The 23,909-nt window shown below is 34.3% G+C and carries 17 protein-coding genes; 10 read left to right on the top strand and 7 right to left on the bottom strand.

The window, feature by feature from the left end; all coding sequences use genetic code 11:
* Positions 1-92: 92 nt before the first annotated feature.
* The 7 genes from BFJ87_RS10050 to BFJ87_RS10020 form a co-directional block, all read right to left on the bottom strand.
* Complete coding sequence (locus BFJ87_RS10050) at positions 93-2,402, bottom strand: M1 family metallopeptidase (protein WP_077403653.1); 2,310 nt, start codon at positions 2,400-2,402, stop codon at positions 93-95.
* A 59-nt stretch (positions 2,403-2,461) separates the two neighbouring features.
* Positions 2,462-2,962 (bottom strand): DUF6702 family protein, encoded by a 501-nt coding sequence (locus tag BFJ87_RS10045; protein WP_245799620.1) that lies wholly within the window; start codon positions 2,960-2,962, stop codon positions 2,462-2,464.
* A gap of 83 nt (positions 2,963-3,045) precedes the next feature.
* The gene (locus BFJ87_RS10040; RefSeq protein ID WP_077403646.1) at positions 3,046-3,804 is read right to left on the bottom strand and encodes a carboxypeptidase-like regulatory domain-containing protein; all 759 of its coding nucleotides are present in this window, start codon (positions 3,802-3,804) and stop codon (positions 3,046-3,048) included.
* Positions 3,801-4,541, bottom strand: a complete 741-nt coding sequence (locus BFJ87_RS10035) for a carboxypeptidase-like regulatory domain-containing protein (protein ID WP_077403643.1) — start codon at positions 4,539-4,541, stop codon at positions 3,801-3,803. Before BFJ87_RS10035 ends, BFJ87_RS10040 begins: the two co-directional genes overlap by 4 nt.
* A 7-nt stretch (positions 4,542-4,548) precedes the next feature.
* Positions 4,549-5,268 carry a carboxypeptidase-like regulatory domain-containing protein gene (locus tag BFJ87_RS10030; protein WP_077403641.1) on the bottom strand — a complete coding sequence of 240 codons (720 nt, stop codon included), beginning with the start codon at positions 5,266-5,268 and terminating at the stop codon, positions 4,549-4,551.
* Between the two features lie 16 nt (positions 5,269-5,284).
* Positions 5,285-6,016, bottom strand: a complete 732-nt coding sequence (locus BFJ87_RS10025; RefSeq protein ID WP_245799619.1) for a carboxypeptidase-like regulatory domain-containing protein — start codon at positions 6,014-6,016, stop codon at positions 5,285-5,287.
* Positions 6,017-6,055: 39 nt separating this feature from the next.
* Positions 6,056-6,793, bottom strand: coding sequence for a hypothetical protein (locus tag BFJ87_RS10020; protein ID WP_077403636.1), 738 nt, complete (start codon positions 6,791-6,793; stop codon positions 6,056-6,058).
* Between the two features lie 149 nt (positions 6,794-6,942).
* Here BFJ87_RS10020 and pepE point away from each other — a divergent pair, with 149 nt between their 5' ends.
* The 10 genes from pepE (at position 6,943) to BFJ87_RS16885 (ending at position 23,877) form a co-directional block, all read left to right on the top strand.
* Positions 6,943-7,635 carry a dipeptidase PepE gene (gene pepE / locus BFJ87_RS10015; protein WP_077403633.1) on the top strand — a complete coding sequence of 231 codons (693 nt, stop codon included), beginning with the start codon at positions 6,943-6,945 and terminating at the stop codon, positions 7,633-7,635.
* Positions 7,636-7,764: 129 nt separating this feature from the next.
* Positions 7,765-10,764: a beta strand repeat-containing protein gene (locus tag BFJ87_RS10010; protein ID WP_077403630.1), complete on the top strand. Its 3,000-nt coding sequence runs from the start codon at positions 7,765-7,767 to the stop codon at positions 10,762-10,764.
* Positions 10,765-10,767: 3 nt separating this feature from the next.
* The gene (locus BFJ87_RS10005) at positions 10,768-11,925 is read left to right on the top strand and encodes a T9SS type B sorting domain-containing protein (protein ID WP_077403627.1); all 1,158 of its coding nucleotides are present in this window, start codon (positions 10,768-10,770) and stop codon (positions 11,923-11,925) included.
* Positions 11,926-12,292: 367 nt separating this feature from the next.
* A complete protein-coding gene (locus tag BFJ87_RS10000; protein ID WP_077403624.1) occupies positions 12,293-19,255 on the top strand; it encodes a hypothetical protein in 6,963 nt (2,320 codons plus the stop codon).
* Positions 19,256-19,459: 204 nt separating this feature from the next.
* Positions 19,460-20,380 (top strand): hypothetical protein, encoded by a 921-nt coding sequence (locus tag BFJ87_RS09995; protein WP_139344230.1) that lies wholly within the window; start codon positions 19,460-19,462, stop codon positions 20,378-20,380.
* Positions 20,381-20,382: 2 nt separating this feature from the next.
* On the top strand, positions 20,383-21,531 hold the full coding sequence (locus tag BFJ87_RS09990; protein WP_077403618.1) for a T9SS type B sorting domain-containing protein: 1,149 nt from the start codon (positions 20,383-20,385) through the stop codon (positions 21,529-21,531).
* A gap of 36 nt (positions 21,532-21,567) precedes the next feature.
* Positions 21,568-22,023: a GNAT family N-acetyltransferase gene (locus BFJ87_RS09985; protein WP_077403615.1), complete on the top strand. Its 456-nt coding sequence runs from the start codon at positions 21,568-21,570 to the stop codon at positions 22,021-22,023.
* A 5-nt stretch (positions 22,024-22,028) separates the two neighbouring features.
* Complete coding sequence (locus BFJ87_RS09980; RefSeq protein WP_077403612.1) at positions 22,029-22,775, top strand: M15 family metallopeptidase; 747 nt, start codon at positions 22,029-22,031, stop codon at positions 22,773-22,775.
* Positions 22,776-22,821: 46 nt separating this feature from the next.
* A complete protein-coding gene (locus tag BFJ87_RS09975; RefSeq protein ID WP_077403609.1) occupies positions 22,822-23,589 on the top strand; it encodes a M48 family metalloprotease in 768 nt (255 codons plus the stop codon).
* A 120-nt stretch (positions 23,590-23,709) separates the two neighbouring features.
* The gene (locus BFJ87_RS16885) at positions 23,710-23,877 is read left to right on the top strand and encodes a DUF6747 family protein (protein WP_171974500.1); all 168 of its coding nucleotides are present in this window, start codon (positions 23,710-23,712) and stop codon (positions 23,875-23,877) included.
* The last annotated feature ends 32 nt before the right edge of the window (positions 23,878-23,909 follow it).

Here is a 23,909-nt window from a genome sequence, read left to right as displayed (position 1 = left end):
ATATAATGAGAAGTTTTATTTGCACCATAAAAAAAGTCCCACATCTTGAATAATTAACAAGTGTGGGACTTTCTATTATTTTAGAATGGAAACTATTGCTTCATATTTCCTTTAAATTTATCAAAACCAGACTTAGTTTCTTTAGCTGGCCAAGTATTATTTGTTGTATCTATATCTGCAGTTTCTGCTTTAGGATCTACAACTATACCTACAAGTTCTTTTTGAGAAGAAATTACTTTTTTAATTTCTTTATCACTCATTCTCCAAACTTCTGCTGGGTAAGTAACATTTTCTTTAGAACCATCTGCATAAGTATATTCTACAATTAATGGCATTGGTATACCACCTGGCTTATTAAAAGTAACCTCATAAAAGAATTTTGGCTCTTTAACTGCTGCTCTTTCTGCTGCTGTTAAATTATCCATCATATACTCTTTTAATGTAGAAGAAACTTCTGATGGGTTTTTACCTTTTAAACTAGCATCAAAATCATCACTCTCTAAATCTGCCAAGAAAACCATTGGAGGTAAGTCACTCATTTTTAAGTTTCTTTGCTCCATAATGTCTCTAATTTGTTTTGGCGGCTTATTAGATACTTGGTATTTTTTAACCTCTTTAACTCCCATATCTACATAATCTGTAGTATAGAACCAACCTCTCCAGAAGTAATCTAGATCTACAGCAGACGCATCTTCCATTGTACGGAAGAAATCTTCTGGTGTTGGGTGCTTAAACATCCATCGGTGAGAGTAGGTTTTAAAAGCATGATCAAACAATTCTCTACCCATTACAGTTTCTCTTAAAATATTTAAAGCTGTAGCTGGTTTACCGTAGGCGTTAGCTCCTAATTGGTAAACGTTTTCTGGGTTAGACATAATTGGAGCCATAAAGTTTTGGTCTCCTGCCATATAAGGTACTATTTTAGAAGGCTCTCCTCTTCTAGATGGGTATTTAGCATTTGGTGCAATAGCCTCTGGATATGCTTCTCCAAACTCTTGCTCTGCCATGTACTGCATAAAAGTATCTAAACCTTCATCCATCCAACCCCATTGACGCTCATCTGAGTTTACAATCATTGGGAAGAAGTTGTGACCAACCTCGTGTATAATTACACTAATCATTCCGTACTTAGTTCTGTCTGAGTACTCTCCTTTTTCATTTGGTCTTCCGTAGTTCCAGCAAATCATTGGGTACTCCATACCTTGTTGTTTTGCATGTACAGATATTGCCTTAGGATAAGGATAATCAAAAGTATGGTTAGAGTAAGAACGTAAAGTATGCGCTACTGCTTTAGTAGAGTACTCTTCCCATAATGGGTTACCCTCTTTAGGATATAAAGAAACTGCCATTGCTGTTTTACCACTTGGCAATTTAACATTTTGCATATCCCAAATAAATTTACGAGATGTTGCAAAACCGTAATCTCTAACGTTTTTAGCTACAAACTTCCATGTTTTTTTATCTTTAGAAAAACCTTTTTCGGCAGCTTCCGCTTCTTTTTGCGAAACAATAATTACTGGCTTATCAAAAGACTTTTTAGCCTTTTCATAACGCTTCATCATTTCTTTAGAGAAAACCTCTTTTCTGTTTTGTAACTCTCCTGTAGCATCTAAAACATGATCTGCAGGTACGGTAATATTTACTTCATAATCACCAAAAGGAAGTGCAAATTCTCCACTACCCCAAAATTGGTGGTTTTGCCATCCTTCTACATCATTATAAACAGCCATTCTTGGGAAGAACTGTGCTATAACATATGCTCTGTTTCCGTCTTTTTCAAAAAACTCATAACCAGATCTTGCTCTGCTTACTGTATGGTCTGGTACATTGTACCACCATTTAATAGAAAAAGAAACCTCACTTTTACTTTTTAACGGTGTAGGTAAATCTACACGCATCATAGTTTGGTTAATTGTATATGGTAAATCTTTACCGTTTGCATCCTTTACATGCTGAATTTTAAATCCACCATCAAACTCAGCACCTTTCATATGAGAACCAGCAAATTGACCAACTGGCATAGCTCCTTGTAATGTAGAACTGTTTCTTAAAGCAGATTTATTTCCTTTTTCGCGTACGTTTTGGTCTAACTGTACCCATAAAAATTCTAAATCATCTGGAGAATTGTTTACGTAAGTAATAGTTTCTTCTCCGTATATTTTTGCGTTTTTATCGTCCAACTCAATATCCATTTTGTAGTTGGCTTGTTGTTGGTAATAATCTGGTCCAGGTGCTCCAGAAGCAGATCTGTAGGTGTTTGGAGTAGAAAACTCCTGGTACATTTGTCTAAATTTACTCTGGTTGGTGTGGCCAGCTTGTCTTTCTGTTTGTTCTTGTGCTTGCACCATTACAGTAGCAAACAAAAATAGAACAGCAGCTAAATAGTAGTTAATTTTGTTCATTTTCTATTGTTTTAAGTAGGCGAAAATTAACACTTTTTTAGCGATTTGTTAAAGCAGCTCTAAAACTTTAACATTCCTTTATTATTTGCGCGGGTTAAGACTACACTTTTTTTATTTTTTAAGAATTTAAAATGTATAATATTCTTTTGTTCTTCGTAAATATCTGTAAGTACTGTGCTTTCTACCTCTACTGTTTTTAAATCCTTATTATTAATATTTTGCACCTCTAAATAAAGTATCATATTGTCTGTGTCATACTCCTTACCCAAATATGTAATTTCTACTTCCTTTTCGTTTACGTAAATATGAAACTTTTGTTTTACATATTTTTTAATGTAATCTTCTGCTAAGGGATTCTCGTTTTTAGTTGCCAAGTTAGATTTTATACCATAACGTTGTTTTAAAAGCTCATCAAAATCATCTATAAACACTCTAGACGTAATTTGTAAAGTATGCTCTTTATCAGAATATTTTACACTAGTTACACTCACATAATATTTATGTATGGCAACAAAAGCAAAAAGGGGTAACAACAATAATAAAAATCTTTTTTTAAGCATGATATGTAATTTACAATTACCAAAAGTAAGCAATTGGCGTGCCAAATATATAGTGTAGTTATTTATTTTATAGGGTTATGTTTTTATTTTTTTGATCTAAATTCTACACTCATTTTACGTAAGTAAGCCCAAATTTTTAACTGGTCTTTGGTATTTATTACAACCTGAAAATCGTCTTTAAACTCACAGTACCACATAAACAAGTCTATCTTATCCTTTTCTATCTTTAATTCATTTACAAATAAAGAGTCTGCATAATATCTTTTAACGCGCATAGTTTTCTGGTATCTATTATTACGCTTTACTATTTTTTGTAACCGTTTAGTTTCTCCGTTTAATGCATTTATTAATGATAAGATTGGCCCACCAGACATTGATGAATACAGTGCACGTTCATCTGAAGATAGTATTTTAACATTTTGATTAGGCAGCCCCAATGACCTACCGTCTACCACTGGTTTTAAAGGTAAATTATTTAAATCTGTAGATAAGTCTCCAGACAAATTAAAGGGCTTTACTACAACTTCATTTAAGGTTGTTACAGACTCATCTAAAGGCACTATATAATTGCTAGTTTTTAACATAGTTTCTGTTACAACTACAACTTTATTTGTAAACTGTATTGCAGAAAACTCTAAGGTATCTTTTACACGAACAGTAATAGAAAAGTAACCATTTAAATTGGTTATTGTTCCTTTTTCTGTAGTTCTGTTTAACACATACACACCAACAACTTCTTCTGTTGTACTAGTTACAGTGCCTTTTAAGTCTACCTGTTTTTGCTGTGCCACAGTAGTAAAAGTAATAATAACTAAAATACTGAAAAGTAATAATTTACTCATTGCTTATCATTTAGCACTAAAAAAGTTTTACTTTTCATTTTAAAAAAAGCCTTTATAATTATTTCATTAGTTTGCTTAGAAAAGGCATCAAAATCTTCATCTTGCTCACAATATAACACAAACTCTTGTACTCTATGCTCTGGTATTTTTAGTTCTTTAACAAAAGTAGAATCTAAGTAGTTTTTATATAGAAATTGACCTGCTTTATAGCGTTTGTTACGCAATGCTCTTGCTTTGTACTTAGCTGTATTGCCTAACAAATAGTTTAAAATAGGATCTATACTAAAAACAGTATCACTTGGAGACCAATTTGTTGCTGTATCATAAGCCCTTTCATCAATATCTAAAAGTTTTACATCTGCTCCTGGCAACCCTAATTTTTTAGCTGTAATTAATGTTCTATTATCTAAAACAACCTCATCTAACTCTTCTAAGGTTTCATCTAAATTAATGATGAAGGTATTGTAGTCTAATATTTTTTTTGTGATGATAATTTCTCTGTTTTTAAACTGTACTGCAGAAATAAACAATGTATCATGTAAACTAACTGGCACAGAAAAATCTCCGTTTGGATTGGTAATAGTAGCCTTTTTTTTAGACCTGTTTAACACATACACACCAACAACTTCTTGTTTACTGCTTACTACACGACCTTTTAATGTTTCAACTTTTTTGTTTTGTGCTATGTTTATTTGACTTAGCATAATAAAAAACAATAATAGTTGAAAACGTGTCATATCTACCTTATTTAAATTTTAAAAACAATTCGCTTTTTTGCCTTAAAAAATCCCAAACAACAAGCTCATTTTTATTCTGCGTTATTCCTTTAAATCTTGGGTCGTACTCGCAATACAACATAAACTCCTCTATTCTGCTTGCTGGTATTTTTAAATTTTCAGAAAAAATAGAGTCTACAAACCTAGTCCTAAGCTCTTTACTACGCGCATACAAATCATCTCTTTTAATACGATCTTTTAACATTTTTGTACGTCCGCTTAAAAAGTTTATTAGCGGATCTAGACTTAAGTAATTATCTCCGTTATTAGCCGCAAACAATTCTCTTTTTGTTAATGGTAAAACTTCTACATCTGCATTAGGCAAGCCCAAACTTTTAGCTGTTATTAAAGTTCTATTATCTAAAACAACTTCATTTAGCTCCTCTAAGGTTTCATCTAAGTTTACCAAAAAGGATTTATAATCTAGTATTTTTTGAGTAACAACAATCTTTTTATTTTTAAACTGAACGGCAGAAAACACTATAGTATCTTTTAAACTAACCGGAATAGAAAAATTTCCGGTTTTTGATGTAATTGTTCCCTTATTGGTTGTTTTGTTTAGCACATAAACCCCAACCACATCTTGTGTTTTACTAACAATACGCCCTTTTAATGTTTCTATTTTTGCTTGTGCGCTTGTGTTTTGCGCCGCCACAACTAAAAGCAATAAAGTGCATATGTATTTCATAAAAATATAGGGTAAGTTATTTATTATCTTCTTTAGCTATTTTAAGCTCTTTATCTTCTTTTAAAAAAGTAATGCTTTTACGGGTTAAAAAGTCCCAAATAATAAAACTATTTTTTTCTTTTGCAATAGAGTTAAACTCACTGTCATACTCACAATACAGCATAAACTCTTCTATACGGTTTTCAGGAATATTAAGGTCTTTTACAAAAACAGAATCTGCGTAAGAGTTTCGCATTTGCTGACTTTCTAAATATTTCCTATCTCTTGCCACACGTTTTTTTAGCATTTTAGTGCGTCCGCTAATTGCATTTAGCAACTTATTTACATTTACACTTAATCCTCCAAACATTGGTCCGTGATCTGCATCATGTAACAAACGCTCACTTTGTGGCAAAACCACTGCATCTGCATTTGGCAGGCCTAAACTTTTGGCATTTATAAAGGTTCTGTTATCTAAAACAACTTCATTTAACTCCTCTAAAGTTTCTTCTAGATAAATAAGATTGGTCTTTTTTTCTAAAATCTCTTGGGTAACTATTAATTGTTTCTTTTTAAACTGCACTGCAGAAAAAATTAAAGTATCTTTTTCTTTGGCAGGCATTACAAAATACCCATTAGCATTTGTTATAGTTGCTTGGCCACTAGTAGTATTAATTACATATACACCGTTTACTTCTTGCGTATTACTTACCACTGCACCTTTTACAGACTTGTAATAAACTTGCTGTGCATTTGTAAAAAAACACACACTTAAAAAGCTTAAAAAAAGTATATATCTCCTCAAACTTTATAGCTTTTTATATTCTTTGCTATGGGTAACTAAAAAATCTATAAGCTGAAATTCATTAGACTTTTTAAGCAATGTTTGTGATGGTATTTTATCATCACAATACTGCAAAAAGTTATCTATTTTATCTTGTGGTATTCCTAAATCTTTAACAAAAAAATCATCTTCATAAACCTGTCTTAATACTCTACTAAGCTTAATTTCTGGCACCTTAGCATTAGGATCTTTTTTCTTTTTAGACTTGGTTAATGCTTTAAAAATATTTACAAAATTAATACCGTTTTCCATACCACGTTCTATTTGAGACTGTGCTATGTTAGTAACAGTTGTTGTACGGTCTATTTCGTATTCTACCTCTTTAAATTCTTCGTTTTTAAGCTCTACAAACTTTTCTTGATCTTCAGGACTAACCACAACCTCATCTAACTCTGTAACTTTTTCATTTACATCTACTACTAATCTGTTTTTCTTTAAAATATCTTTAGTAATAAAAACAATTTTTATTTGGTAATTAAAAGATGTAAACACCAATTGGTCACCTATTTTTACATCTATAGCAAAATCTCCATCTTCATCTGTTTCAGTAGCATCTTCTGCAGTTACATTAATAACATCTAAGTTAGGTACATTTATATCTCTATAAATTACGGTTCCGCGTAAAAGTGTTCTATCATTTTCTTGGGCAAATAAAGACACCGTGGTAAGTAATAAAAAAAGTGCTAGTAAATTATTTTTCATAAAGGTTAGTTTTAGGCCCCAGAAAATTGTTTTCTAAGTTTCTTTTAAATATAATGAAAATGCAATTTACATTCAAAAAAAATAGAGTACCATTAAACTTTTGTTAATTTGTATCCTGTTAACTAAAAAAATTGAAAAGCGTATACTGTATGAAAAATCTATTATTAGCAAGCACATCTACCTTATTTGGAGAGAATTACTTGGAGTACCTGTTAGATGATGTTGCTTTATTTTTTAAAGATGTAGATACAATAACATTTATACCTTATGCTAGGCCTGGTGGTATTAGCCATGACAATTACACTGCTATTGCTGCCAAAGCATTTGCAAAAATTGATAAAAAAATAGTTGGCCTACATACTTACACAACTGCACAAGAAGGTATTAACCAAGCACAAGCTTTTTTCTGTGGTGGCGGCAACACTTTTTTACTAGTACAACAATTGTACAACCAAAATGCTATGCTGCACTTACAAGAGCATATTACCAACGGAAAACCTTATATGGGAACAAGCGCCGGCAGCAACATTGCAGGTGTTAGTATGCATACTACTAATGATATGCCTATTGTTTACCCTCCTAGTTTTGAAACTATGCAACTGGTTCCTTTTAACATAAATGCACATTATTTAGATCCGGACCCTAATAGCAAACACAACGGTGAAACTAGAGAAACACGCATAAAAGAGTTTCATACGTATAACACTACGCCTGTGGTTGGACTAAGAGAAGGTAGTTTTTTATTAGTTAACAATAACACTATTAACCTAAAAGGAAATTTTACCGCGCGTATTTTTGAACCACAAAAAGCTGCCTACGAGAGCAAAACAATTCAATTTTAAACTTTAAGTATTACATAGATGTCTTTTATAGGACAAAAAATGTCTTTTAACCACTGTTTTAGGTGGTAACACATCTTTACTATATTTTTGTTTGCAATGCATAATTGCATTTTAAAACACCTCTACTATATGAAAAAATTAATTTTTGGATTATTTTTAAGTACCTGCCTATTTACTAGCATACAAGCACAAGTAAAAATTGGCGAAAATCCTGAAAACCTTCATTTTAACTCGGTTTTAGAGCTAGAGAGCACAAGTAAAGCTTTAGTAATTACTAGAATGTCTACCCTACAAATGAATGCTATTACACCACTTAACGGTGCCGTGATATACAATACAGATACCAGATGTTTGCACTATTACAATGATAGTGAGTGGGTAAATTTATGTGAAGCAGAAAATGCTGGAAATATTAACTTGGTAGATAACGGTGATGATACGTACACCTTTACAAACGCAGCTGGCGACGATATTACATTTGAAACCCCTGCTTTTACAAGCAACCATACAGGCAGTTTTGGAGCTACTTTCTCTAGCGGAATAAAAATAACTGATGATGGAAATACGGTGAACATAGAAGTAGACCAAATACACGGAAACTCTATACTAAACAAAACTATTGATAGATCCAAAATTGCAAATGATGCTATTGGTGTAGATGAGTTAGGAGATACAAGTGTAAATACAAATAATCTTATAGACGAGTCGGTTACACCTGTAAAAATAGAACCAAGTGCAACACCAAACCAAGTTTTAAAGACAAACAGTACTGGCACTAATGTAGAATGGGGAACGTTAGACGCTACTAACATTGCAGGGCAAGATTTAACTACAGACGATGCTTCAATTACTTTTACAGGAACTCCCACTGGTTCTTTATTAGAAACTGTTGGCATTTCTGTTGCTGATGGCGGAATTACCGATGCTAAATTAGCTCCAGACGCAGTTACTACAGCTAAAATAGTAGATGCAAATGTTACTACTGTTAAGATTGTAGACGATGCAATAGATAATACCAAAGTAGCAGATGATGCTGTACAAACTGAAAATATTTTAGATGGTACAATAACAACACTAGATATTGCTGATGATGCTATAACCGCTATAAAAATGAATGCAGATGTTGCCGGTTCTGGATTAACAAAAAATGCAACTACTGGTGCCTTAGATGTAGATGTTGCTGCTTTAACAGGTGATGGTAACATTACCTCTACAGACTTAAATATAACTGGCGGTGCAAATGCAGCTTTAAATGACGTTACTTTAGAGATTAACCCAAGTGCTGTTGGTGCAAACGAACTTGCTGATGGTGCAGTAACAACTACCAAAATAGTAGATGCTAATGTTACTACTGTTAAGATTGCAGATGATGCCATTGAAAATACTAAACTAGCGGATGATGCTGTACAAACTGAAAATATTTTAGATGGTACAATAACAACACTAGATATTGCTGATGATGCTATTACTATAGATAAAATTGGAAGCGCAGGTGCTGTAGATGCTAACAAAATTCTTGGAACCTCCGCTGCTGGAGATCCAGAGTGGCAAAATGCTAGTGAAGTTGCAGCTAGTCTAGGCGAAGATGTAATTTCTAGTAATGGTTCTATTTCTGGTGTTACTGCAAATGCAGCTTTAGCTACAATGGATTTAGAAGTAAATGTAGATAATACAACTATTGAAGTTGACGCTACAAACGGCTTGCAAATTATTGCTGGTTCTATTGACAATACTAAGTTAGCTAATGACGCAGTAACAGGTGATAAAATTTTAGACGCATCTATAGAAAGTAATGATATTGCCGATAAAAATATTACACTAACAAAATTAGCGGATGGTACAGCCGTTGGACAATTAATGCAATGGGATGGCACAAATTGGGTTTTAGTTGATGCTGCTACCTTAACTACTGCAGAAGCAGATGGTATAATTGGTAACGAAGTTACTGGCCCAACAGATGGCACACTTGCTGTTTCTGGTGCAGGAACTGTTGCAGACCCATTAACTCTAGATGTTAGTGCAGGCGGAATTAATACAGCAGAGCTGGCTGACAATGCCGTAACAACAGTAAAAATAGCTGACACAAATATTACTAGAGACAAAATTGCAAACGCAGCAATTGATGACAATAAATTAGACAAAGCAAATATTTCTCTGTCTGGTTTTGCTCTTCCAACGGGCGACTTATCTATGGGATCACAAAAACTAATTAACGTTTTAGACCCTACTGATGCACAAGATGCTGCTACTAAAGTATATGTAGATGATGCAATTGCTACCGCAGGAACAGCTGCAGCAACTGCTTTAGCTGCAAAAGAAGATTTAACTAATAAGTCTGATGCAACTGATTTAGGAGCCACTTCACCCTCATCAACATTATATCCTACACAAAATGCCGTTAAAACCTATGTTGACACTGAAGTTGCTGCATTAGGAAATTTGGAGACAAGAGATATGACTCAAACAGCTTCAACAAGAACTTATAATTTAAATGGAAATGATCTATTCTTTAGTGGCCCTGGTAGTATGGTAATAGGGACTAATGCACCAGGAACAAACAAATTGAGAGTTGATGGCGTTATAAGAGCTACTGGATATCAAGCACCTAATAACGGTAGTACCGCTACTCCTGCTTATCGGTTCTCTGATGATTTAAACACTGGTATTTCTAATCCAGCCGCTGATGAAATTGGTTTTTCTGTTGGTGCAGTTGAAGCACTTAATATTGATGAAACATCCGGTAGCACTACCGTTACTATTCGTGAAAAACTAAAGCTAGATGGTACCATTGAAGATATTAACAACTCGGTTGGTACAACAGGACAGGTTTTAACCTCAACAGGCACAGGAACCGAATGGAAGAACCCAGCAACATTTGTTATGGGAAAAGCTAACGGGGCTAATGCAATAAAAGTAAATGGAGCTACTGTTGGCGGAGGTGGAGGTATTAACACAGTTACCTTTGACTCCGCAATGCCTGATAATAACTATATAGTAAACTTAACAGTTGTTGGAAATAATAGAATATATATAACCGCTCAGACTATTAATGGTTTTACTGTTGAAATTAAAGACACTACTGACGCCCTTGTTGTTTCTCAATGGTTCTTTACAGTAACAGACTTTTAGACTATGAAAAACTTTCTTTACATATTTTTATGTTGTAGTTCTGTTGCCGTAGCACAAAATGCTATGTACAACAACGGTAGCATACGCATACACGATACGGGTACTCTTGGGCTGCACACCAACCTTATTAACGATGCTACATTTGACCAAAATTTGGGTACACTTGGTTTTTATGGTCAAGTAACCACTAGTGTTACTGGCGCGTTTATTCCTGTTTTTTATGATGTAGAAATGTACAAGCCTTTTAGTGCAACTATTTTAGAGACTTCTATTACTGCTACTAATGCTTTAAATTTAGTAGATGGCGACTTTGTTACCTACCGCAACAACCCATTAGAAAACTTAAAACTTACTCAAAATGCTTTTACGGTTGGCGAGTCTAACCTGTCTAAAGTAGATGGGTATATGCTAGTAGAACAAAAACAAAATTTCTTTTTTACCGTTGGCGATTCTGGCTACATTAGACCTTTAACATTGCAGTCGCAAAGCGAAAATGTATCAGCCAAATGTGCTTATTTTTTTGAGGATCCCAACCTGCCATCAACATTTAGCACAAGTTTTAATACCAATAGTAAAGAAAAAGAAGTTAGAGCTGTGAGCACTACAGAGTTTTGGGATATAGATAGTAGCCTACCATCTACCGTTAGTATCTCGTGGAACAACCGTAGCAATATTGCAAACCTAGTAGATGAGTATTACCAAGTAGGTATTGCGGGTTGGCACAGAATACAAAGAAGATGGGTTAGTTTAGGTAGTGTAGACCCTATTGGAGATCTAAACCAGGGTGCAGTAACTTCAGAAACCTTTGTTCCAAACGACTACGAAGTTATTACATTAGCTAAAATGGCAATTGCAACAGAGCTATTAGACCTAGATAATTATTATGTTAGCCCAAATGGTGATGGCATAAATGACAATCTTATAATACCTGAGCTAGAAGAATCCCCTAACAATCGTCTTCGTATTTTTGATAGAAACGGACTTAAAGTTTTTGAAAAAGACAATTATACAAATGAGTTTAACGGCTACTCTAACACTAGCAATAACGTATACCAAAGAAATGAAGGCTTACCAAGTGGTATCTATTTTTATTTGGTTTTTCTAGACGATCTTCAACTAGAATACCAAGGCTTTTTATATCTCACAGACACAGGCAATTAAAAAAAAATAAGTTAATAAATCATTATCATTTATAAGTAAAAACAGACCAAGCGGGTCTGTTTTTTTGTTTATAAACACAGCTTACCTTAAGATAATCAACAGGTTATAAAAAACACCAATCATAAGTAATACAAAATAGTAAGAAAATAAGTCAAATTAAATACATAAAAACAACTCATTTTATTGTATTTTTATGATAACAACTAGCCAAACTCTACTAAAAACCAGGTCTGTATATAGTAGTTGATATAGTAAAGTTATATCAACAAATAACTATCACGCATACAATAAAGGTTGTTTTACAACAAACTTTATTAACCAAACTGTTATTTTTTTAATTTACAATTGTTAACCATTACACATATTTATGAAAATCAACAAATTATTATTAATCAGTTTTTTTGCTTTTGCTCATTACTCTTATGGGCAGGTAAAAATAGGTAATGATATAAATACGATACATCCTTCCTCTATTTTAGAGTTAGAAAGTACGGACAAAGTATTAATATTAACCAGAGTTACCAATGCACAAATGCTAGCCATTACTCCCCTAACTGGCGCTATGGTGTATAATACAGATGAAAATTGTATGTTTCAGTACAACGGTATACTATGGCAATCTTTGTGCAACACAAATTCTTTTAATGAAACAAAGACAGTTATTTTTGATAATAACGACGGTACGTTTTCCTACACAAACGAAAATAACGTTACGGTAACCATCACAAAATCACAATTAACAGCTAACGGAGACGGAACTTTTAGCTACACTAATGGCAATGGAACTCCAGTAAATTTTACGGGAACTGACAACCAAGCTATAAGTACAAATGGAACAGCTGGAAACCTAACTTTAGAAAATGGTGGCTCTGTAGTTTTAAATGTTGATGATGCGGATGCGGATGCTACCAACGAAGTAAACACAGGATTTACTTTAAACGGTACAGCTTTAGAAATTACAGATGCAGATGGTACGTTATCGCAAGACTTAGACGGTACATTTGTTACAGAAACTGAATTAACAGCTAACAATACAGCAACTACAAACGCTATTAATACAGTACAAACGGATGTTGATAATAATGAAGCGGCTGCAAATACAGCTATCGCTTTAAAAGAAGATGCTGCTAATAAATCTACCAACGTAGCTCTAGGAACTTCAGATGATGCTTTTCCTACTCAAAATGCTGTTAAAACTTATGTAGACGCACAAGTTGCTGCTTCTAATTCTGCTGATGGCGATACGGATGCTACAAACGAGGTAAACACAGGATTTACTTTAAACGGTACTGATTTAGAAATTACAGATGCAGATGGTACTTTGTCTCAAGATTTAGACGGCACATTTGTTACAGAAACTGAATTAACAGCTAACAATACAGCAACTACAAACGCTATTAATGCGGTACAAACGGATGTCAATAATAACGAGGCTGATGCTGATGCTGCTATAACTGCTGCAAACACAGCAATCACAAATTTACAGAATGATAAAGAAGACACTGCTAATAAATCGGACGATGTAAATTTAGCGGATGCAACAAATACAAAATTTCCAACCGAACTAGCAGTTAAAACTTATGTAGACGCACAAATTACAGCTTCTAATTCTGCTGATGGCGATACGGATGCTACCAACGAGGTAAACACAGGATTTACTTTAAACGGTACTGCTTTAGAAATTACAGATGCTGATGGTACTTTGTCTCAAGACTTAGACGGAACTTTTGTTACAGAAACTGAATTAACCACTAACAATACAGCAACTACAAACGCTATTAATGCGGTACAAACCGATGTGGATAATAATGAAACCGCTGCAAATACAGCTATCGCTTTAAAAGAAGACGCTGCTAATAAGTCTACCAACGTAGCTTTAGGAACTTCAGATGATGCTTTCCCTACTCAAAATGCTGTTAAAACTTATGTGGATGCACAAATTACAGCTTCTAATTCTGCTGATGGTGATACTGATGCTACCAACGAGGTAAACACAGGATTTACTTTAAACGGCACAGCTTTAGAAATTACAGATGCAGACGGTACTTTGTCTCAAGACTTAGACGGAACTTTTGTTACAGAAACTGAATTAACAGCTAACAATACCGCAACTACAAACGCTATTAATGCGGTACAAACGGATGTCAATAATAACGAGGCTGATGCTGATGCTGCTATAACTGCTGCAAACACAGCAATCACAAATTTACAGAATGATAAAGAAGATGCTGCTAATAAATCTACCAACGTAGCTTTAGGAACTTCAGATGATGCTTTTCCTACTCAAAATGCTGTTAAAACTTATGTAGATGCACAAGTTGCTGCTTCTAATTCTGCTGATGGCGATACGGATGCTACAAACGAGGTAAACACAGGATTTACTTTAAACGGAACAGCTTTAGAAATTACAGATGCAGATGGTACTTTGTCTCAAGATTTAGACGGCACATTTGTTACAGAAACTGAATTAACAGCTAACAATACTGCAACTACAAACGCTATTAATGCGGTACAAACGGATGTGGATAATAATGAAGCGGCTGCAAACACAGCAATCACAAATTTACAAAATGATAAAGAAGACGCTGCTAATAAATCGGACGATGTAAATTTAGCGGATGCAACAAATACAAAATTTCCAACCGAACTAGCAGTTAAAACTTATGTAGATGCACAAATTACAGCTTCTAATTCTGCTGATGGCGATACGGATGCTACCAACGAGGTAAACACAGGATTTACTTTAAACGGTACTGCTTTGGAAATTACAGATGCAGATGGTACTTTGTCTCAAGACTTAGACGGAACTTTTGTTACAGAAACTGAATTAACCACTAACAATACAGCAACTACAAACGCTATTAATGCGGTACAAACGGATGTTGATAATAACGAAGCCGCTGCAAACACAGCAATCACAAATTTACAGAATGATAAAGAAGACGCTGCTAATAAATCGGACGATGTAAATTTAGCAGATGCCACAAATACAAAATTCCCAACCGAACTAGCAGTTAAAACTTATGTAGATGCACAAATTACAGCTTCTAATTCTGCTGATGGCGATACGGATGCTACCAACGAGGTAAACACAGGATTTACTTTAAACGGTACTGCTTTAGAAATTACAGATGCAGATGGTACTTTGTCTCAAGACTTAGACGGCACATTTGTTACAGAAACTGAATTAACAGCTAACAATACTGCAACTACAAACGCTATTAATGCGGTACAAACGGATGTTGATAATAACGAAGCCGCTGCAAATACAGCTATCGCTTTAAAAGAAGATGCTGCTAACAAATCTACCAACGTAGCTCTAGGAACTTCTGACGATGCTTTTCCTACTCAAAATGCTGTTAAAACTTATGTAGATGCACAAGTTGCTGCTTCTAACCAAGTTATTGTAAGTACAGATGCCAACAATAATATTACAGCTGGGGTTGATGGTGGTGCTTTTTATGACGATGCTGCTTTGCAAACTAATATTGCCAATAATGCTACTGCAATCACTACAGAAACCACAAGAGCTACAAATGCAGAAAATGCTATTCAGGCTGATGTTGATGCCAACGAATCTGCGGCAACTAACGCAATTGCTGCGGTACAAGCAGATGTTGACGCTAATGAAACTGCAACTAATGACGCTATCGACCTTAAAGAAGATACTGCCAATAAATCTGATGCAACTGATTTAGGCAACACATCTCCTTCTTCTACTTTATTCCCTACTCAAAATGCAGTTAAAACATATGTAGATGCACAAGCTGATGGCAATATAACCTCAACAGATATTGATGTTACAGGTGGTACTAATGCTGCATTTGAAAATGTAAGCCTTAGTATTGCAGATAATGCCATAATAGCAAGTAAAATTGCTAATGATAATGTTACTTTAGATAAGTTAGCTAACGGAACTAGCAATGGTCAAATAATGAGATGGAACGGAACTAATTGGATATTAGATAACGAAACGGTATCCAAATTAGAGAGTCCAGCTGGCTCTGAAAACAGCTTAGTTTTTACAGATGAAATTAATGGAGTAACAACAATACCTAATATTGTAAGAAGTGTAAATGGTGTAAATCCTACTGCAAATGGAAATGTAGCTGTTGTACTATCTAGTGTTTCAACTGGACTTGAATCTGATAGACCTGCAACTGGAGTAGACTCTGACATTTACATTGTATCTGGTGAAGTAGCCCCTAATACAGATAGAAATGGTGTTGCTTTTATATATGATGATCCAACCGGATGGCAAGAGGTAGCCACAGACTTATCTACTAATGATGCTCGTTATGTTAATATTATTGGTGATGCTATGACAGGTCCTTTAACAATGGGCGGTAATGCTGTAACCTCAATAGCAAACCCTGTAAACCCACAAGATGCTACCTCTAAAAGTTATGTAGATGCTCAAATAATTGCTTCTACTCAAGTTATTGTAAGTACAGATGCCAACAATGATATTACCACTGGGGCTGATGGTGGTGCTTTTTATGATGATGCTACTTTACAAACTAATATTTCTAATAACGCTACCGCAATAACTACAGAAACCACAAGAGCTACAAATGCAGAAAATGCTATTCAGGCTGATGTTGATGCTAATGAAATTGCTGCCACCAATGCTATAAACCTTAAAGAAGATGCAGCTAACAAGTCTACCAACGTGGCTTTAGGAACTTCTGACGATGCTTTCCCTACTCAAAATGCTGTTAAAACTTATGTAGATGCACAAGTTGCTGCTTCTAACCAAGTTATTATAAGTACAGATGCCAACAATAATATTACAGCTGGGGCTGATGGCGGCGCTTTTTATGACGATGCTACTTTACAAACTAATATTTCTAATAACGCTACCGCAATAACTACAGAAACCACAAGAGCTACAAATGCAGAAAATGCTATTCAGGCTGATATTGACGCTAACGAAACAGCGGCAACTAATGCTATTGCTGCCGTGCAAACTGATGTGGATAATAATGAAGCGGCTGCAAATACAGCTATCGCTTTAAAAGAAGATGCTGCTAACAAGTCTACCAACGTAGCTTTAGGAACTTCAGATGATGCCTTTCCTACTCAAAATGCTGTTAAAACTTACGTAGATGCACAAATTACAGCTTCTAATTCTGCTGATGGTGATACTGATGCTACCAACGAGGTAAACACAGGATTTACTTTAAATGGTACTGCTTTAGAAATTACAGATGCAGATGGAACATTATCTCAAGATTTAGACGGCACATTTGTTACAGAAACCGAATTAACCACTAACAATACAGCAACTACAAACGCTATTAATGCTGTACAAACGGATGTAGACAATAATGAAGCGGCTGCAAATACAGCTATCGCTTTAAAAGAAGATGCTGCTAACAAGTCTACCAACGTAGCTTTAGGAACTTCAGATGATGCCTTTCCTACTCAAAATGCTGTTAAAACTTATGTAGACGCACAAGTTGCTGCTTCTAATTCTGCTGATGGCGATACGGATGCTACCAACGAGGTAAACACAGGATTTACTTTAAACGGTACTGCTTTAGAAATTACAGATGCAGACGGTACATTATCGCAAGACTTAGACGGAACTTTTGTTACAGAAACTGAATTAACAGCTAACAATACAGCAACTACAAACGCTATTAATGCGGTACAAACGGATGTAGACAATAATGAAGCGGCTGCAAATACAGCTATCGCTTTAAAAGAAGATGCTGCTAACAAATCTACCAACGTAGCTTTAGGAACTTCTGATGATGCTTTTCCTACTCAAAATGCAGTTAAAACTTATGTAGACGCACAAGTTGCTGCTTCTAATTCTGCTGATGGTGATACGGATGCTACCAACGAGGTAAACACAGGATTTACTTTAAACGGTACTGCTTTAGAAATTACAGATGCAGATGGAACATTATCTCAAGATTTAGACGGTACGTTTGTTACAGAAACTGAATTAACAGCTAACAATACAGCAACTACAAACGCTATTAATGCAGTACAAACTGATGTTGATGCCAACGAAACTGCTGCAAATACAGCTATCGCTTTAAAAGAAGATGCTGCTAATAAATCTACCAACGTAGCTTTAGGAACTTCTGATGTTGCTTTCCCTACTCAAAATGCTGTTAAAACTTATGTAGATGCACAAGTTGCTGCTTCTAATTCTGCTGATGGTGATACTGATGCTACCAACGAGGTAAACACAGGATTTACTTTAAACGGCACAGCTTTAGAAATTACAGATGCAGATGGAACATTATCTCAAGACTTAGACGGTACGTTTGTTACAGAAACTGAATTAACAGCTAACAATACTGCAACTACAAACGCTATTAATGCAGTACAAACTGATGTTGATGCCAACGAAACTGCTGCAAATACAGCTATCGCTTTAAAAGAAGATGCTGCCAACAAGTCTACCAACGTAGCTTTAGGAACTTCTGATGATGCTTTTCCTACTCAAAATGCTGTTAAAACTTATGTAGACACACAAGTTGCTGCTTCTAATTCTGCTGATGGTGATACTGATGCTACCAACGAGGTAAACACAGGATTTACTTTAAATGGTACTGCTTTAGAAATTACAGATGCAGATGGAACATTATCTCAAGACTTAGACGGAACTTTTGTTACAGAAACCGAATTAACCACTAACAATACAGCAACTACAAACGCTATTAATGCTGTACAAACGGATGTCAATAATAACGAGGCTGATGCTGATGCTGCTATTGCTTTAAAAGAAGATTTAACAAACAAATCTGATGCTACAGATTTAGGAGACACATCGCCATCTTCAACTTTATATCCTACCCAAAATGCAGTTAAAACTTATGTAGACACTCAAATTAGTGGTATAATAGGCGGAAGTGTCACAAATTTAAGTCAAGATGATACTTCTGGTGTTATTAGTTATGTAAACGAATCTGCAATAACACAAACTGCAGAAGTTATTTCTGCTGACACCAATAATGATATTACTCCAGGAACTGATGGTGGTGCATTTTACAATAGTATGGTAAAAGCAATAGGAAAAGTAAATGCTCTTGGTGTAATATTAAAAGGTACAACAGGTGTTACTGTTGTTAAACAAGTTGGAGCTGGACATTACAGAGTTAATTTACCAGCAGGAACTGTTTCTGATGCTAACTACATTATCCAATTAAGTCAGCCTGGAAGAGCTGGTGCTGGCAACGATGACCCAGGAATTTCTTATAGCAACCAAACAACTGCTGGATTTGATGTTATTGTTGGAGATAATGATAACGGAGGATCAGACAGAGCAAGGTTTGACTCCGAATTTATGTTTGTAATTCTAGACTTATAAAAATAACTAAAAGGTAAAATATAAAGACAATCAAAATAAAGTTTAACCCTTAAAATTCAAATCTATAATCAAAAAACCGAGTTACTTTTAGTTCCCCAAGTAATTCATCAAATTAAACAAACTTCTACTTCTTAATACTAGTTACAAATCAACAACCAATAGCAGACTAGTATGCTTTAAGAAATAGACAAAACCAATAATTTAATGATGATGAAAAAAATAATATTCAAACTAATGTTGCTATCACCAATAGTAATGTGTTACGGCCAAATAGACCCTAATTTATTATTAGGACTTACTAGTGCAACTTCTGCAGAAATAAGCGGAATAACAGGCTCTTTAGAAGGTTCAATTTTGTATAATACAGATGAAAAACGCATCTATTTATACAACGCCACTGTATGGCAAAAAATTCCAGATATCACAGATTTACTACCCGCAACCTATACCCCCGGTTCAATTTTATATACCAATTCATTTGGAGAACCTGAAGAGGATAACAATCAAATTTATTGGAACAATACAAATAACAGGCTAGGAATTGGAACTAACACCCCTACAAACAAATTACAAGTTAGTGGCGCAATACGAAGCGCTGGCTTATTAAACAGTGATGGAAACCAAGGTGAACCATCATATAGATTTAATGGAGATACAGATACAGGTATGTATAGAACAGCTACTAACGAACTTAATTTTACTGTAGGTAATAAGGAAGCTATTCGTATAGACAAATACAATTCTACCAACTCCCAAGTTTTAATTAGCGACCGTTTGGGTATTGGTTTTAACTTACCAGAAGATTTAGCATATTCAGGCGATAATGTCCATTCAACCCTAGAAGTTAAAGGTTCTGTTTCTACGGCTATAGATGTTACCACTGGAGATTTAACTTTAAACGAAACTCACCATACTATAATTTTAGGCGGGGCACATAACATAACATTACCGGATGCTTCTACGTGCAAAGGAAGAATTTATGTAATTAAAAACCCAAACACTCTAACATTAACAGCAACAATTAGTACTTACAAAGATTTAGTAGGTGCTAATATAAACGTTATATTAAGTTTAAAAACAATTTGGCTACAGAGTGATGGCACAGATTGGCAACAAATACAATAATAATGAAACAAATACTTTTCTATATCTGTTTAAGTTTTTCCTGCTTACTATCATCACAAAACATAGTACATAATACAGGAAACATAAAAATTTTTAATGATGGGCAAATTGGTTTTCATATTGATTTGGCAAACGATGGAAATTTTGACCAAAACGAAGGTTTAGCTGGTTTTTATAGTGACAATACCAGAACCATTTCTGGAGCTTTTAAACCTGTCTTTAAAGATATGGAAATTGTTGTAACAAACGATTTATTTTTAAATGTAGCTGTAGGCATTACAAACAATAGTAACTTTATTTTAGGAGACATTGTTACCCCTAGAAATACAACCGATATTAATTTAGATTTTATAAATTACGCATTTTATAATGGCGATGCTAACCTTACAAAGGTTGATGGATATGCTGCAATTACAGAAAAGCATAATTTTAGTTTCCCAATTGGATATCAAAATAAAATTAGACCTCTTTATATAGATTCTGAAACAAGCAACAACACCGCAAAAAGTGCTTACTTTTACGAAGATCCCAACGCTCCTTCTACATTTACAAAAAGCTTTAATACCAACAATTTTGCTGATATTTTAACCGCTGTCAGCACCTATGAATTTTGGCACCTAGAAGCAGATACCAACTCTAAAATTACATTAACTTGGGATATTGATAGTAATATAAACAGTTTTACTGATACTATTGAAGATTTACGTATTGTAGGATGGAACAAAACATTAAATATTTGGGAAAATCTAGGCAATACAGAAATAAGCGGAAACTTTAGTTCTGGTTCTATAACATCAGACACTTTTGTGCCAAATAATTATGATATAGTTACCTTTGGGAGTAGTTTAAGTGCTATTTCTACTAATTTTGAAAACTATTTTGTATCTCCAAATAATGATGGTGTAAATGATTTTCTACACTTTAAAGAGGTTTCTTTATCTCCAAAAAATAACAATCTAAAAATTTATAGTAGATGGGGAAGAATTGTTTATGATAGAGATAGTTATGATAATACTTTTGGAGGTACCTCTAATGTGCGTGGGGTTGTAAAAGCTGGCAGTGCTTTACCAGACGGTGTATACTTTTATATATTAAATTTACAAGATGTTAATATTATACACCAAGGATACATCTATTTAGGAAATCAATAATACGTACTTTTGCCATACACCTTTTTTTTAGATTGTATGATGAACCATAACCAACTTGTTTTTAAATTAATTTCTGCAAAAGAAACATATACTGTAAGACACCCTGTTTTAAGGAATGGAAAGCCTTTATCATCCTGTGAATTTAATGGAGATAATAGAGATACAACTTTTCATATAGGAGTTTACACAAACAACACTTTAGTTGGCGTAGCAAGTCTACTAAAAGCAAACAACACAACTATTTTAGATGTTTTTGCTTACCAACTTAGAGGTATGGCCATTGCTAACAAGTACCAAGGCAAAGGACTTGGCAAAAAAATTATTCACTACGCAGAAACAATTTTAAAAGAAAAAGGCGTTTTATTATTATGGATGAATGCCAGAGAAAGCGCTATTCCTTTTTACCAAAAATGCGGTTATAAAAAAAGTGGCAACATTTTTGACATACAAAATGTAGGACCTCATATGGTTATGTTTAAAAAATTAAATTAAAAGTTATGCAAAGAAGATCATTTATTCTTAAAACCGGAATTTTAGGTGCTGCCGCATTAACGGCTCCACATCTTATTTTTGCCAAAGAGCAAGAAGAAGAAGTTACCTATTCTATTGAAGAGTTAATGGGTAAAGCAGATATTGATTTGTATGGCAAAGGAATTAACCTTAGAAAGGAAGCTCATGATGCATTTAAAAAAATGAAAGTTGCTGCTTACAGTGCTGGTATAGATTTAAAAATAGTATCTAGCTACAGAGATTACTACAGGCAAGAGGGTATTTGGGAACGTAAGTATTTAAAATATACAGACGATCAAAAAATGAAACCACTTAATGCAATTGACAAAATTATTGAATACTCTACAATACCTGGCACAAGCAGACACCATTGGGGCACTGACATTGATATTATAGATGGATATCAAAAAACAAGTGGAGACGTTTTAGTTCCTAAAAAGTTTGAAGAAGGTGGACCTTTTGAAGATTTAAAAAAGTGGATGGACCAAAATGCTAATGATTTTGGCTTTTATTTGGTGTATACAAATGATAAAAAAAGAAGAGGTTTTAAGTACGAGCCTTGGCACTACAGCTATGCACCAATTTCTAAACCCATGCTAGAACAGTTTAGAGGTAAAAACATTATGAGACTGGTAAAAGACCAAGGTCTTTTAGGTGGTGAACACTTTACAGCTGGCTTTCTAAAATCATACATTGTAAACAATATTTTAGATATTAATCCAGAGCTTTTATAACTCTTTTTGTATCTTGGTTTTTAAAACTAACCAAGATTAAACTATAATGAGAAGAGGAAATTGGAAAATTAGAATACTTATAGGACTTGCTATTGTTGCTTTTGCTTACATTCAACGTTGCAGTAACAAGGAAGAAAATCCATACACAGGTAGGGTACAAAATATTAATATGGATGCAAATCAAGAAATTGCTATTGGTTTGCAAAGTGCTCCGCAAATGGCACAACAGCACGGTGGTTTGTATCCAGATCAAAAACTACAAAGTTTTGTAGATGCTGTGGGTAATAAGTTAGTACAAAATAGTATTGCAAAAGATACACCCTACAGGTATGAATTTCATTTACTGGCAGATGAAAATACAATAAATGCATTTGCCCTCCCAGGCGGACAAATATTTATTACCTATGCCCTATTCTCTAAGCTTAACGAAGCACAATTAGCTGGAGTATTAGGCCATGAAATAGGACACGTAATTGGCAGGCACTCTGCAGAGCGTATAGCAGATAGCAATTTTTGGCAAACATTATCTACAGGGGCATCTGTTGGTGCAGATATGGGAGGCTTAGTTAATGGAATTGGTCAAAAAACACTACTTACAAATGGTCGTGGTGATGAATTAGAGAGTGATGAACTTGGCGTATTATTTATGATACAGTCTGGTTACAACCCTGAAGAAATGATAACTGTAATGAAAATTTTAAAAGCAGCTGCAGGGCCAAACAGACAGCCAGAATTTCAAAGCACACACCCAGATCCAGAAAATAGAATAGAGAAAATAAAGGAGGCAATAAAAAAATATAAAAACAAAAAATAACTATTCGATGAAATGCATTTTAATCTCGTTATTTTTATTTAATTTTGTAGCACCCCAAGCCTAACTCATTGTTTTTAACCATTATAGCTTTGAGAATATTAATTCTAAAAAAGAGACTATATGGGAAGGCTACTAGAATACAAAAGACTTTATTTAAGTGCATTTGACAATTGCAGACCAATACTTGCTGTTGTTTTATTAAAAGCATATTCATTTTTTTGCTTTGCATTAATATCTATTACTGTTTATGCTTTTTTATACAGAGCATTTACAGGGTTTAGATTTTAGGAAAAATACTTTTTACGAGAACATTTATAAAG

Source organism: Cellulophaga omnivescoria (assembly GCF_001999725.1).
GTDB lineage: Bacteria > Bacteroidota > Bacteroidia > Flavobacteriales > Flavobacteriaceae > Cellulophaga > Cellulophaga omnivescoria.
This window is presented reverse-complemented; position numbering and strand designations above follow the sequence as displayed.